Here is a 12,572-nt window from a genome sequence, read left to right as displayed (position 1 = left end):
CAGCAGCCTAGTCGGCCTGCTCGCGGGGCTTTTCGACCGGATCCCCGTCGGTGAGGAAGTGCTCTTCAGGATCCAGCAGTGGCGCATCCAGCGGCGGCTCGTCCGCCACCTCGACCGACTCGACGGCCCCGACCACCTCGGCGTCGATCGGCTCGCCGAGCACGACCACATCGGTGATGGCGTCGTCATCGGCGTCGAGTTCAGGTTCCGGTTCGGGCACCGCGACGGGTGTGACCGGTTTCGGCCGACGCGCCAGACCGCCGGCCATCGCGACGGTCAGACCGCCGATCGAGAAGAACCACAGGAACACCGCGGGCCCGAAGGTGACCTGGTCCACCCCGACCTCGCCGAAGTTGCCCAGCCGGCCGCCGCCGGCGTAGCCGAGCAGCGCCATCACCGCTGCGGCGAGTCCGGCCGCCACCACCAGCTTCGCGGCGGCCGTCGGCAACGGCAACGGACGCCGCGCACACTGTTGGCCGAGTGCCACCGCCGAGACCGCGGCGACGATCAGCAGGGCGACCCAGATCGGTCCCAGCGGTGGCGTCGGGACGGCCGCCAGTACGGGCACCGCCGGAATGTCACCCCCCAGCACGACGAACGAGCTGAAGCTGGCCAGCCCGACATGTGCGGTCGACCCGACCGCCACCGCCGCGGTACCGACGATGACATTGGGGATATAGAGCATCGAGAGCAGAGCCAGACTGAACTGGCCGAACATCGAGTCGGTGATCCCGAACAGGTCGTGCATGGTGCCCCAGTGCACCACCAGCGATCCGACCGCGACCACACCGGACAACCCGAGCAGCGCCAGGACCCCGGCGCCGGCGGCGCGCAGCGCATCGGACACCCAACGCGGGATCCAGGGAACGGTCTGCACCTTCCCGGTGAGCAGGACGCCGATGGCCGCACCGATGGCATGCACCACGAGCACACCGGCGAAGGCACGCCCCGCACTCGGCGTCTGCAGTTCGGTCAGCACCGAGGACGCGTCGTGGATCACTGCCAGGGACAGCGCCGCGATCAGCAGCGGACCGCCCAGCGCGGAGGCCACCACCCAGCGGATGACGAACCACGACGCCCGGGCCGAGGCGGCCGCGGTGGTGCGCGCGGTACCCCAGACCATCAGCAACACCGGCAGCAACGGCATGACACCGAGCTCGCGGCCGCCGATGGACACCGGCACCTGGTGCACCCCCAGCCACATGCTGGCGATGGCACCGAAGGCGCCCGTCATATCGCTGTTGGCGATGAGCAACTGCAGCAGCGTCACCGCGGCGATGATCCCGAGGGCGACGACCGACGGACCGAAGGCGACCCGGAGCAGGTCACGCGCCTGCCGGGTGCCGACTGATCGGTTCTCCACTAGCTGGGTCGCTCCTCGTGCACTGGGCCTACGCACGCCGTGTCCACATTGCTCGGGCGCGCGACGCCCAGACTACGACGGCGGCGGCCCGGCTTGCTGTGAGGACGCGGCCGGGGGTTGCTGCTGCGTCGGGACCGCGGTGGTCGGTTCGGACGAGCCGGCGGGCTGGGGCTGGCCGAACGCAGGAAACCCGGTGGGCGGGGTCGGCGGTCCGCTCTGCGGGCCGGGTGCGGGGACGGCGGAGAAGCCACCGGTGTTCGACCCCTGCTGGTAACCGCCGTACTGCGCCGGCGGCGCGTAGCCGGGCCGGCCCTGCTGCGGCGGCGCCTGAGGCGCACCATAAGGCTGACCGGGCTGACCCGGCTGACCGTAGTACGGCGCGCCGTACTGGCCGTAGGACTGCTCGTAACGCGGGCGCGGTTCCGGCGCGGCGATGACCCCGGACTCCAGCAGCAGCGCCGCGATGGCGGCGCCGGCCTGCAGCACGGTGCTGATGATCACCAGGTACAACGCCCAGCCGATCGACACGCCCTGCGGCGCATTGATCACCTCGCCGAGCACCAGCAGGAACGACAGCAGCGCGATGGCCGCCACCACTCCGGTGGACACCTTCTGTTTGGGCAGCAGACCCACGGCGGCGATCAGGCCGGCGAGCACCGAGGCGGCGACGGCCAGGCCGATGCCGATGGTGCTTCCGCTGGCGCTGCCGAACTGCGGGAAGTCCGAACTCTTGATGGTCAGCAGCGGCCCGAAGTTGAACGCGTAGGTCGCCAGTCCGAGCACGGTGACCGCGGCGAACAGGTAAACCGGCAGCTTGGACGGCCCGGCCGGCTCGGCGACCCTTCCGTACTGCTGGGTCGGAGCACCGTACTGGCTGCTCTGCTGGGCGGGCGGATATCCGGGACTACCGGGTGGGTAAGTCATGACTCTCCTGTGTCAGCGATCTCGACCACCCACGCTAGCGCACCCAGGTGTGAGCGACCCTAAGCCGATACGAGCACCGGAGCATCGATTGCGCCCTGTTCGGATGCCTCGATTTCGCGGACCAGGGGCAGCACGTGCTTGCCGAAGTACTCGATCTCCTCCTGGAAGTGGAGGAAACCGCCGAGAATCAGATCGGCACCGCGTTTGCGGTACTCGGCGATCCGCTCGGCGATCTGCTCGGGCGTTCCGATCAGCTGGGTGCGGAACCCGTCGTTGTACTGAACGAGATCCTCGAACGACGAATCGGCCCACATACCCTTCTTGTCGCCGGTCGAGTTGCCGGCCTGCTGCACCGCCCCGCGGAACCCTTCCACCGCCGGCTTGTTGGCCTTGGCGATGATCTCGCGCAGCGTCTCGCGCGCCTCCTTCTCGGTATCGCGGGCGATGATGAACCCGTTCAGGCCGAACTTCACCTCCCGCCCAGCCTCGCGGGCATGATCGCGCACCTCGACCACCTGCTCGGTGAGGCCCTGGTAGTCCTTACCGTTGGAGAAGTACCAGTCCGCGTAGTAGCCGCCGTTGCGCCGCGCGGCAGTGGAGTTGCCGCCCTGGAACAGTTCCGGATTCGGACGCTCGGGGGTGTTGAGCGGTTTGGGCTTCAGGGTGAAGTCGTGGATGCGGTAGAAGTCGCCACGGAAATCGACATCATCCTCGGTCCAGATCTTGCGCAGCACCTGCAGGAACTCCGCGCTGCGCCGGTAGCGCTCATCGTGCTCCAGCCACGGCTCACCCAGATGGGTGAACTCGTCCTTGAACCAGCCGGAGACGACGTTGACGGCGAACCGCCCGTTCGAGAGGTGATCGGCCGTGGCACCCAGCTTGGCCAGCACCGCCGGCTGCCACAGCCCCGGATGCACCGCCGCGATCACTTTCAACCGCTCGGTGGCCAACAACAACGCCAGGCTGAAACTCGTCGACTCGTGCTGGTACTCCGCGCCATAGCTGGCCTCGTAGCGCACCTGCGACAGCGCGTACTCGAACCCGTTGTTCTCCGCGGTCTGAGCCAGCTTCTTGTTGTACTCGTAGTTCCAGTCGGTGCGCTGCTCGATATCGCTGGTCACCAAACCACCGCTGACATTGGGCACCCAATAGGCGAACTTGATGTGATCGGCAATCCGTTCAGTGGTCATGGCGTGTGATTCCATCCCGCTGCGACCAGGACGTCACGGGTAACGATCTGCGTGAACCTAAGAATCCACCCCACGCTTGCGCTGGCAGACTAGAACACGTTCTAATTCTTGCCATGGACTATGGGCTCGTACTCTTCACCAGTGACCGCGGCATCACCCCGGCGGCTGCGGGCAAACTCGCCGATGATCACGGTTTCACCACCTTCTACGTGCCCGAACACACCCATATCCCGATCAAGCGGGAAGCCGCGCACCCGACCACCGGCGACGAGTCCCTGCCCGACGACCGCTACATGCGCACCCTGGATCCATGGGTCTCCCTCGGCGGGGTGGCGGCGGTGACCGAGCGGGTGCGCCTGTCCACCGCGGTGGCCCTGCCGGTCGAACACGATCCGATCACGCTGGCCAAGTCGATCGCCACGCTGGACCACCTGTCCGGCGGACGCGTCAGCCTGGGCGTCGGATTCGGCTGGAACACAGATGAACTCGCCGACCACAAGGTGCCGCCGGGCCGGCGTCGGACGATGCTGCGTGAGTACCTGGAGGCGATGCGTGCGCTGTGGACGCAGGAAGAAGCCGAGTACGACGGCGAGTTCGTCAACTTCGGACCTAGCTGGGCGTGGCCCAAGCCGATGCAGTCACACATCCCGGTGCTGGTCGGCGCCGCGGGCAACGAGAAGAACTTCAGGTGGATCGCGAAGTCGGCCGACGGCTGGATCACCACGCCGCGCGACTTCGACATCGACGCGCCGGTGAAGCTGCTGCAGGACACCTGGGCCGCCGCCGGACGCGACGGGGCACCCCAGATCGTCGCGCTCGACTTCAAGCCGGACGCCGAGAAACTGGCGCGCTGGCGCGACCTCGGCGTCACCGAGGTGCTGTTCGGCCTGCCCGACAAGCCCGAGGCCGAAGTCGGCGCCTACGTCGAGCGCCTCGCAGGCAAGCTCGCCGCCCTCGTCTAGAGGTTGCTGGAGGCGGCCGGAAGGTAACCCTGCGCCGACTTTTCGGTGGCCTCCGAGTGAACATCAATCGACCGGGGCATGGCCGGACTCACAGGATGTTCACTGGTTGAGGCCCAACGATGCTCGCATGTCAGTCGCCCCGCTCCCGGACGAATACGAGTACGGGTACAAGGTCAGTGTCCCCACCCGGCCGGTGCTCGTGGCCGCCCGGAGGTCGCATCCCGGCACGGCCGATGCCGCCCAGGCGCGCCTGTTCGCGGCGCTGCTGGAGGCCGAGATCGCCGAACTCAGCGCTTATGCCATCGCCGCCGAGGAGAAGTGGATGCGCAGCCACCCGACAGACGCCAAACGCCCGGATGGCTTGTCCCGCCAGCACGCTCGCGTCGACGAGGCTCGACGACTGCTGGCCGCGTTGACTGAGCGTTTCCTGCTCAGCTGAGCGAATTCGGATCAGCGGGAATGGAATTCGGCCGCCACCCACCAGCTGTGCGCCGGCGGTAACAGCCTGCCCCCCGGCTCGAGTTTGCTGGCACCCGTGCGGCCTCAAGCCAGCGTTGCGCGGTTGCCCTTCTCGGTCGGTCGCACCGAGATCCGGGCGCCGAGGGGCTCACCCTCGGACAGCAGCGCCACCAGCGCCTCATCCGTGGTGGTGGCCAGGAATCGAGAGCCGTCGGCGTCCAGGCGACCGACGATGATGCCGGTGTGCGGCGTCCAGTCGTAGCGCACCGTATAGGTCTCGATGCTCGCGGCCCCGTCGGCCTGTTCGGTGACGGCGACGGCCGGGAACGCGGCGACCTCGGCCTGCAGGTCGGCGCTGCGATCGGCCACCCAGTCGGCCGGTTCGGTGGAGTAGATCCCGACCGAGTACTTGCTCGCGATGCCGCCGTTGGCGCCCACCAGCGCGAACCGCCCTGGTGTATCCCGCATTTCATTGACCGCCTCGGCGATACCGTGCAGTGAGTAGTTGTTGCCGGGGCCGCCGAAGAAGGGCAGCCCGCCCGTCAGCGTCAGGCCACGCTCGTCTTCGGTGGACAGGCCCACGCCGTCGCAGATGTTGAACACGGGGAACGCGAAGCAGCTGTAGAGGTCGAAGGCCGCGATGTCGTCGATACCGATACCGGCCACCCGCAGCGCCTCGTGCACCGCGAGAATCGAGGCAGGGCTGGCGCCCAGGTCGGCCCGCTCGAGCAGCTTCTGCTCTTTCATATCGGCGTGCCCGCGCAAGTACACCCATTTGTCTTCGGGCACACCGAGTTCGCGTGCCGAGCCGACCGACATGAGCAGTGCCGCAGCCCCCTGGTTCACCTGGTCGCGCGCCACCATCAGCCGCGGATAAGGGTCGCAGATCATCCGGTTGGCGGCCGTGACAGTGGCCAGTTCGTCCACCGAACGTTCCGTCGGCGCCGACGAATACGGGTTCTTGGCGGCGACTTTGGAGAACGGCGCGAACAGTTCGGCCATCGCCTGCCGGTAGTCCGCGACCGACAGACCCAGCCGGGCCCGCCGCGCGTTCTCCAGCAGCCCGTACTGCACCGGGGCACCGATCAGGCCGTGTGTGACCGTGTACTCGTCGAAGATGCCGTCATAGCCATAGCCGCGATCTTCCAGTTGCCCGCCGATGACCTCGGAATGGTCGGGCTTGTCCTCGCGGTCGGCGAAATACCGGAGACTGGAGGTGTTCTCGGATCCCATCACCAGGACCACATCTGCCTCGCCGGCGGCGATGGCGGCGGCGAACTCGGTGATCAGGTGCTGCGGGCTCTGGCCGCCGATGACCTCAAGGACGGCGCGGGCCGGGCCGGCGCCGATCCGGGCCGCGACCGAGCGTGGGTAGTTGTCCGACTTGCCCAGCGGCGCCGGTGTGCGCCCGGAGATCTCGAACTGGCGGGTTCCGGCGATGACGTCGATGGCCGCGGCGACGGTCGCGGGGTCGGCATCGGTGTTCTGCAACGCAGCCTGCGCGGCCGCGGCGGCCAGGTCGACCGAGGACATCCCGCGGTATCCGGAATCGCCGAGGCGTTCGGTGAACTGCCCTACGCCGACGATGACGGGGGTGCGTGGATCGACCATGACGATTCTCCTGACACGTGTTAATTCGCCAGGCTAATGGATATCAGGAGGGTGTTCCACTTTCCGGGCCGCTCATGCCGCACCAATGGCTCGATTTGACGTACGACCGATTTGGTGTACAACAAATCAGTTGTACATCGAAATTGGCGTACAGTGTTGGCATGCCCTGGGAGCTACGGCCGATGTCCCTCGTGGTCGGCGGCATCGTTCCGCCGCAGAACGTGGTCGGCAGAGTCCGTGATGTCGCCGACGTCATGGCCTCGCTGAGCGGTGGCGGCTCAGTACTTGTGGGTGACCGTCGGCACGGCAAGACATCTTTGGCGCGCGTCGCCCAATTTGAAGCCGCCAATGCCGGCGCGGTGGTCATCGCAGCCAGCGCTGAACGGGAAACCTACGCCGACTTCGTCGGGTCACTTGCCACCGAACTGGGTCGACTGGAACCCGCCTGGGCACAGGAGATGGCGCGGCTCCGGCTGTCGCTGTCCGCGGGGCCCATCAAGATCGAGCGCGGTCGCAACGCCGCCAGTGTGCTGGACGATCTCCTGGACCGAGCAGTCAGTCGGGCCGCGGGGCGACAGGTTGTGCTCTTCGTCGACGAAGTCACCATCCTGGCCCGCAATCTCGAACGCCATGAGCGCGGAGCAGGCGACAACTTTCTTCACATGTTACGACGTTTCCGCCAGAAGCACGGCTCCGCGGTGGCAACCGTGTTATCGGGTTCGATTGGCTTCCATCATGTTTCGCCTGACGCCCCGAGCACGGTGAATGACATTCGCAAGATCACGGTCGGGCCTATCCGCTCTGATCACGCCGCCTATCTGGCCGAGTGCCTCTTATTGGGCGAAGGTGTCCAATCCGAGCATCGCAGGGACGTGGCCGAGGCTGTGGCCGCAGCGGCGGAGAACATCCCCTACTACATCCAGCACCTGGTGGCGGCCACCGTCATCGCATGGCGTGCCACCGGGAAACTGCCACGGGCGGAGGATATTCCGCGTTTCGTCGACACTGCCATCGAGGACCGCGCAGATCCGTGGGACCTGAAGCACTACCGCAACCGACTGAGCGACTACTACGGCACCGACGCGACAGCGGTCGGGAGACTGCTCGACGTCTATGCCCATGCACCTGGCCGGCTCACGATCGATGACGCACTCACCCGAACACAAGGTGAAGGAATCGACATCACCGACCGCGTCCAATTGGTGACCTTCGTCGAACGTCTGGAGCTGGACCACTATTTGGAGCGCATCGGAGACGCCGACAAGTTCGCCTCGGCGCTGGTGCAGCGGGCTTGGCGCGCGATGAGGCGATGACGATGCACCCCAGTTTCACACCATCAGCCCTGACCGCGGAGGAACTCGACGCGTCAACAGTCGGCAGAGAGGCAATTTTCGACACTTTGGTGCAGCGGATCACAAGCGCCGTCAACGACGGTTCGCGTCCCCACACGTTGATTGTCGCTCCTCGCGGCGCCGGCAAGACGCACACCATCCGCGTTGCCGTACACCGCAGCCTCGCAGATACAAAGACGGCACAATCGCTCCTGCCCGTGTTCATTCCGGAAGATTCGTTGGCCATCGGATCGTATGGTGACCTTCTGGTGGAGATCGCCCGAGCCATCGATGCCGATCTGGCCAAGGCTGCCGTGGAGTTGCGTAGACACAAAGACACCATCGGCATCGAGGCTGCGATCATCGATGCTGCTGGTGACCGCATGATCCTGCTGGCCGTAGAGAACCTCGACAGGGTATTCCACAACCTGGGGCAAGGCGGGCAAGGAGCACTCCGCGCCTGGGTCGAGACATCAACCGCTGTGACCATCTTCGCGACGGCCCCGATGTTGTTCTCGGGCATTTCATCTCGTTCGTATCCCTGGTACGGATCGTTCAGCATCCAAACGCTGCCGGAGTTGACGGTCGACGAGGGCGTGACGATGCTGAGCCGGGCAGCCCGCGGCCGCGGAGACGCCGCACTTGGGGCGTTCATCGAGTCCCCCATGGGCCGTGAACGTCTCCAGGTCATTCACCGTTTGGCCGGCGGGTCGCCACGACTGTGGCACATCTTGTCCGATGCCATCGACATCGAATCACTCGATGCCTTGATACCGGCAGTGGAATCACTGCTGGACCGGCTGGCGCCGTACTACCAGGAACTGCTGTGGCAACTGCCTCCCAGTGAGCAACGCCTAGTAGTGGAGCTGGGCCGCGGCTGGCGGCCACAGACTGTGAGTGATTTGGCTACCGCAGTGGGCATTACGAATCAGTCGGCGGCGACTGCGCTGGGCAGGCTGACCTCCTCTCGCTGGGTGACGTCCAGCAAGGCTTCGTCCGGCGATCGACGCGCGTCGTGGTACGACCTCACCGAGCCATTGTTGCGGTATCACCTCCAGTACCGTGAAGATCGCGGAAAGCCGTTGCGGCTCATCGTCGAATTTCTGCGAGGATTCTTCTCCCAACATCACCTCATCGAGGAGCTAGGCAATGCCGCGCCCGGCTCGCGCATGGAGAGACACCTCCAGAAGGCGATCAATGAGGAAAGTCGATGGTTCGTTCTCGGGGCACTGCACGATCCCACCCGGCTTCTCGGCAGCTTGAGAACCTGGATGGTCGACGAGCATGCGTCCCTCAACGATATTGCGGTGATTCTCGAGGCTGTCCTACTGGCCGCCTTGGGGGACTCCTCTCCGCGAGTTGCCCCCGGCCGACTCACTGGCATCATCTCCGACGCCGTGAATGCCCAATCCGGCTATACAACTCCGCACGACAAGATCAACGCCGCGCTGCGGAATCTTCGCACCAGAGCCTGGAGCGATGACGCAAGCGATGCCATTTCGGTGTTCGAATTCCTCTGCAGCGCAAAGGCAAGCGACGATCTTGCCCATACGCTCGATTCGGAGTGTCCGGCTGTCCGGGAGCGGCATATCTCACCACCGGCACTCATGCTCCGAGGATTGTTGGGCATGGCGCTCAAGCGTGATGGCAACACCGATCTCGCACTTGCGGTATTCAGCGACATTCTCGATGACATCCATGCGTCGAACGAGGTACCGGACGCCGAGAAGATCTTTATGTGGCGAATGTGGGTCACCACGGCCTTGGAGGCCAAAGCACCGCCACCGCGGCGACACGGTGACACAGCAGCGGGCTTCGCGCTGGGATTCTCCCTACAGGACGGAGATATTCGCCCGAGCGATTTCGCCAGGGCTATGGGGATCTTCACCGAAGACAGCCAGGCCATCGTCGCTGCCACCACGATGCTCGTCCAATCTCGGGCGGTAGGTGACGGATATGACCCGCGACGTTACGTCGACGAACCGCTCCTTCGGGCCGTCGATCAGCTCATTGAGGAACAGCAGGCCGAAAGATCCTGAGGTGCAGCACCGACCCCCAACGCCTTGACGAGGCTGTCACTTAGTGACAAAGTGGAGTTGTCACTAAGTGACAGGGATGGGGTGGTGCAGATCGTCGACAAACAGGCTCAGGCCCGCCTGGACGTGTCGAGGCGGGCCGCCGCGCTCTTCTGGGAACACGGGGTCGCCGCCACCAGCGGTGACGATATCGCCGCTGCCGCAGGCCTTTCCACCAGAACCATCTGGCGCTACTTCCGCTCCAAGGAGAGCTGCGTCGAGCCCTTGCTCGCCAAATCGGCGGAACGATTCCTCGATTCGGCGCGCCGCTGGCCGCACGAGCTGTCCCTCATCGAACACCTCGCGGCCGAGGCCATCGCGTATCCCCTGTCACCACAAGACATCGAGGACGAGATCGCGGCGCTGCGGATCGCCACGCTATCGGGTACCGATCCCGCGCTGCGGACCGCCTATCTCATGGTGCATGACGAGATGGAACGCGGTCTGATCCCGGTGATCGCCGACCGGCTCGGCGTGCCGGACGACCATCTCTCCGCACGGCTCTACGCCGCCACGGTCACCGGCGCGTTCCGCGTCATCGACGAGGACGTCGGCCACACCGTCATCGTCGAAGGCAAGCCGGTCAGCCAGGACGAGGCCTACGCACTGATCGACCGAGCCATCAAGGAAGCCACCGACGGCCGCATCGGCGGACCCGTGCGGCGCTGACCCACTCTGCCCCAATTCATTACGAGCCCACATCACGGTGGGCCCGTCGACCCAGCGCGCCCCGAGAAAGGACAACCGTGCCCTTCCACATCACCGTCGAGGAGTTCTTCCGCCCGCCCGAGCGCACCGCGGCGACCATCTCCCCCGACGGCACCCGCCTGGCCTATCTGGCACCGTGGCGCAACCGCCTCAACGTCTGGGTGCAGAGCCTGGACACCGACGAGCCCGCGCGCTGTGTCACCGCCGACGACACCCGCAGCGTGTACATCTACCGATGGACCCACGACCCGCGCTGGCTGCTGTACATGCAGGACACCGGTGGTGACGAAAACTGGCACCTGCACCGCATCGATCTCGACGACCCGTCTGCCCCTGCGGTCGACCTCACCCCGTTTCCCGGCACCCGCGCTGATTTCGAGGTGCTCAAGGGGCGGCCCGGCAAGGCGGTTGTCCAGCTCAACAAACGCAATCCCGAACTGTTCGACGCCTACGAAATCGATATCGCCACTGGTGAGCTGACGCTGCTGGCCGAAAACCCCGGCACCGTTGTCGGTTGGCTCAGCAGCCAGACCGGCGACCTGTTCACCAATACGCTGACGGCCGACGGCGACGTCGAACTGTCACGCTGGGATCCGACGGCAAAAGCGTTGCGCCCCATCAAGACCTATGACGGCATGGACCATCCGCTCGGTATCCATCCCGTCGCCGTCACGCCGGACGGGACCGGACTGTGGCTCGGTTCCAACGAAGGCTCCGACCACACCCGGCTGGTCCGCGTCGATGTCGCCACCGGCGCCGAGACCGAGGTCGACAGTCACCCCACCCTCGACCTGGCCGCGCAGATGGTGCTGCCCTCACCGCTCATCCGCAGTGCCCGCACGGGTGAGCTGATCGGAGCCCGCTACTACGGGGAACGTCAGGTGACCCACGCGCTGGACCCGGAGTTCGCCGACATATTGGGCGCTTTGACCGAGCTCTCCGATGGTGACCTGGCCGCCATCTCGTCCGACGACAGCGGACGGCGCTGGGTGGTGAGCTTCACCCACGACCGCGACCCCTGGGCCACTTACCTTTACGACCACTCCACCGGCGAGCACCGGCTGCTGTTCCGGCCGTACCCGCACCTGGACCCCGATGCGCTGGCCCCGATGAGGGCGGTCACCATCCCCGCCCGGGACGGGCTGACGCTGCACGGCTACCTCACCCTGCCGGTCGAAACGGAACAGACGAACCTGCCGCTGGTGTTGCTGGTGCACGGCGGGCCGTGGGCGCGGGATTGCTGGGGTTATCAACCCGACGTGCAACTGCTGGCCAACCGCGGATATGCGGTGCTGCAGGTCAACTTTCGCGGGTCGACGGGCTACGGCAAGGCGTTCGTCCAGGCCGCAATCGGCGAGTTCGCCGGCAAGATGCACGACGACCTGATCGACGCCGTCGACTGGGCCGTGGCGCAGGGTATCGCCGACCGGGACCGGGTGGCGATCTTCGGCGGTTCCTACGGCGGATACGCGGCGCTGGTCGGCGTGACCTTCACCCCGGACGTCTTCGCCGCGGCCATCGACTATGTCGGCATCTCCAGCCTGCCCAACTTCATGCGGACCCTGCCGAATGTCGCCCGGCCCTTCCTGGCGAACAACTGGCACCGCTATGTCGGCGACCCGTCGGATCCGGCGCAGGAGGCCGATATGCTGGCCCGCTCGCCGATCACCAAGGTGGATGCCATCCGCACCCCACTGCTGATCGTCCAGGGCGCCAACGATTCTCGGGTGGTACAGGCCGAGTCCGACAACATGGTGGCCGCCCTGCGGGCCCGCGGGGTGCAGGTCGAGTACATGGTCAAGGACGACGAGGGGCATGGATTCCTCAACCCGGACAACCAGATCGACATGTACCACGCGGTGGAACGGTTTTTGGCGGCTCACCTCTGACACGCGAAAAGACGCAAACCCTCCCTTTTCCGGTGAGAAAAGGGAGGGTTTGCGTCTTTT

10 protein-coding genes are annotated in these 12,572 nt (G+C 65.9%); 6 read left to right on the top strand and 4 right to left on the bottom strand.

Going from position 1 to position 12,572, the window contains the following annotated elements; translation table 11 throughout:
* Positions 1-7: 7 nt before the first annotated feature.
* The 3 genes from H7J86_RS20025 to sfnG all read right to left on the bottom strand — a co-directional run bounded on the left by H7J86_RS20025 (position 8) and on the right by sfnG (position 3,477).
* Positions 8-1,363 carry a cell division protein PerM gene (locus H7J86_RS20025; protein ID WP_267292825.1) on the bottom strand — a complete coding sequence of 452 codons (1,356 nt, stop codon included), beginning with the start codon at positions 1,361-1,363 and terminating at the stop codon, positions 8-10.
* Between the two features lie 72 nt (positions 1,364-1,435).
* Positions 1,436-2,287, bottom strand: coding sequence for a DUF5336 domain-containing protein (locus H7J86_RS20020; RefSeq protein ID WP_267292823.1), 852 nt, complete (start codon positions 2,285-2,287; stop codon positions 1,436-1,438).
* A 59-nt stretch (positions 2,288-2,346) separates the two neighbouring features.
* A complete protein-coding gene (gene sfnG, locus H7J86_RS20015; protein ID WP_187096840.1) occupies positions 2,347-3,477 on the bottom strand; it encodes a dimethylsulfone monooxygenase SfnG in 1,131 nt (376 codons plus the stop codon).
* 113 nt (positions 3,478-3,590) lie between these two features.
* Between sfnG and H7J86_RS20010 the strand changes: the two genes are divergently transcribed.
* Positions 3,591-4,439: an LLM class F420-dependent oxidoreductase gene (locus H7J86_RS20010; RefSeq protein ID WP_267292821.1), complete on the top strand. Its 849-nt coding sequence runs from the start codon at positions 3,591-3,593 to the stop codon at positions 4,437-4,439.
* Between the two features lie 127 nt (positions 4,440-4,566).
* Positions 4,567-4,878, top strand: a complete 312-nt coding sequence (locus tag H7J86_RS20005; RefSeq protein ID WP_267292819.1) for a hypothetical protein — start codon at positions 4,567-4,569, stop codon at positions 4,876-4,878.
* 104 nt (positions 4,879-4,982) lie between these two features.
* On the opposite strand, the gene H7J86_RS20000 is transcribed toward H7J86_RS20005, so the two are convergent.
* The gene (locus tag H7J86_RS20000; RefSeq protein ID WP_267292818.1) at positions 4,983-6,509 is read right to left on the bottom strand and encodes an acetyl-CoA acetyltransferase; all 1,527 of its coding nucleotides are present in this window, start codon (positions 6,507-6,509) and stop codon (positions 4,983-4,985) included.
* A gap of 182 nt (positions 6,510-6,691) precedes the next feature.
* Between H7J86_RS20000 and H7J86_RS19995 the strand changes: the two genes are divergently transcribed.
* From H7J86_RS19995 to H7J86_RS19980, 4 genes are all read left to right on the top strand, one after another.
* Positions 6,692-7,822 (top strand): ATP-binding protein, encoded by a 1,131-nt coding sequence (locus tag H7J86_RS19995; protein WP_267293043.1) that lies wholly within the window; start codon positions 6,692-6,694, stop codon positions 7,820-7,822.
* Complete coding sequence (locus H7J86_RS33410) at positions 7,801-9,879, top strand: hypothetical protein (protein ID WP_308204847.1); 2,079 nt, start codon at positions 7,801-7,803, stop codon at positions 9,877-9,879. The genes H7J86_RS19995 and H7J86_RS33410 overlap by 22 nt, the downstream gene beginning before the upstream one ends.
* Positions 9,880-9,963: 84 nt before the next feature.
* Positions 9,964-10,584, top strand: a complete 621-nt coding sequence (locus H7J86_RS19985; protein ID WP_090355095.1) for a TetR/AcrR family transcriptional regulator — start codon at positions 9,964-9,966, stop codon at positions 10,582-10,584.
* A 77-nt stretch (positions 10,585-10,661) separates the two neighbouring features.
* Positions 10,662-12,512, top strand: a complete 1,851-nt coding sequence (locus H7J86_RS19980; RefSeq protein WP_267292816.1) for a S9 family peptidase — start codon at positions 10,662-10,664, stop codon at positions 12,510-12,512.
* Positions 12,513-12,572: the final 60 nt, after the last annotated feature.

Origin of the sequence: Mycobacterium hackensackense (assembly GCF_025822555.1) — a bacterium.
Lineage (GTDB): Bacteria > Actinomycetota > Actinomycetes > Mycobacteriales > Mycobacteriaceae > Mycobacterium > Mycobacterium fluoranthenivorans.
Note: the sequence above shows the minus strand (reverse complement) of the source record. Positions and strands in the feature narration are given on the sequence as shown.

Coding starts and splice junctions, on each gene's coding strand:
- H7J86_RS20010 (WP_267292821.1), top strand. CDS start 3,591: ATGGACTATGGGCTCGTACTCTTCACCAGTGACCGCGGCATCACCCCG.
- H7J86_RS20000 (WP_267292818.1), bottom strand. CDS start 6,509: ATGGTCGATCCACGCACCCCCGTCATCGTCGGCGTAGGGCAGTTCACC.
- H7J86_RS20005 (WP_267292819.1), top strand. CDS start 4,567: ATGTCAGTCGCCCCGCTCCCGGACGAATACGAGTACGGGTACAAGGTC.
- H7J86_RS19995 (WP_267293043.1), top strand. CDS start 6,692: ATGTCCCTCGTGGTCGGCGGCATCGTTCCGCCGCAGAACGTGGTCGGC.
- H7J86_RS20020 (WP_267292823.1), bottom strand. CDS start 2,287: ATGACTTACCCACCCGGTAGTCCCGGATATCCGCCCGCCCAGCAGAGC.
- sfnG (WP_187096840.1), bottom strand. CDS start 3,477: ATGACCACTGAACGGATTGCCGATCACATCAAGTTCGCCTATTGGGTG.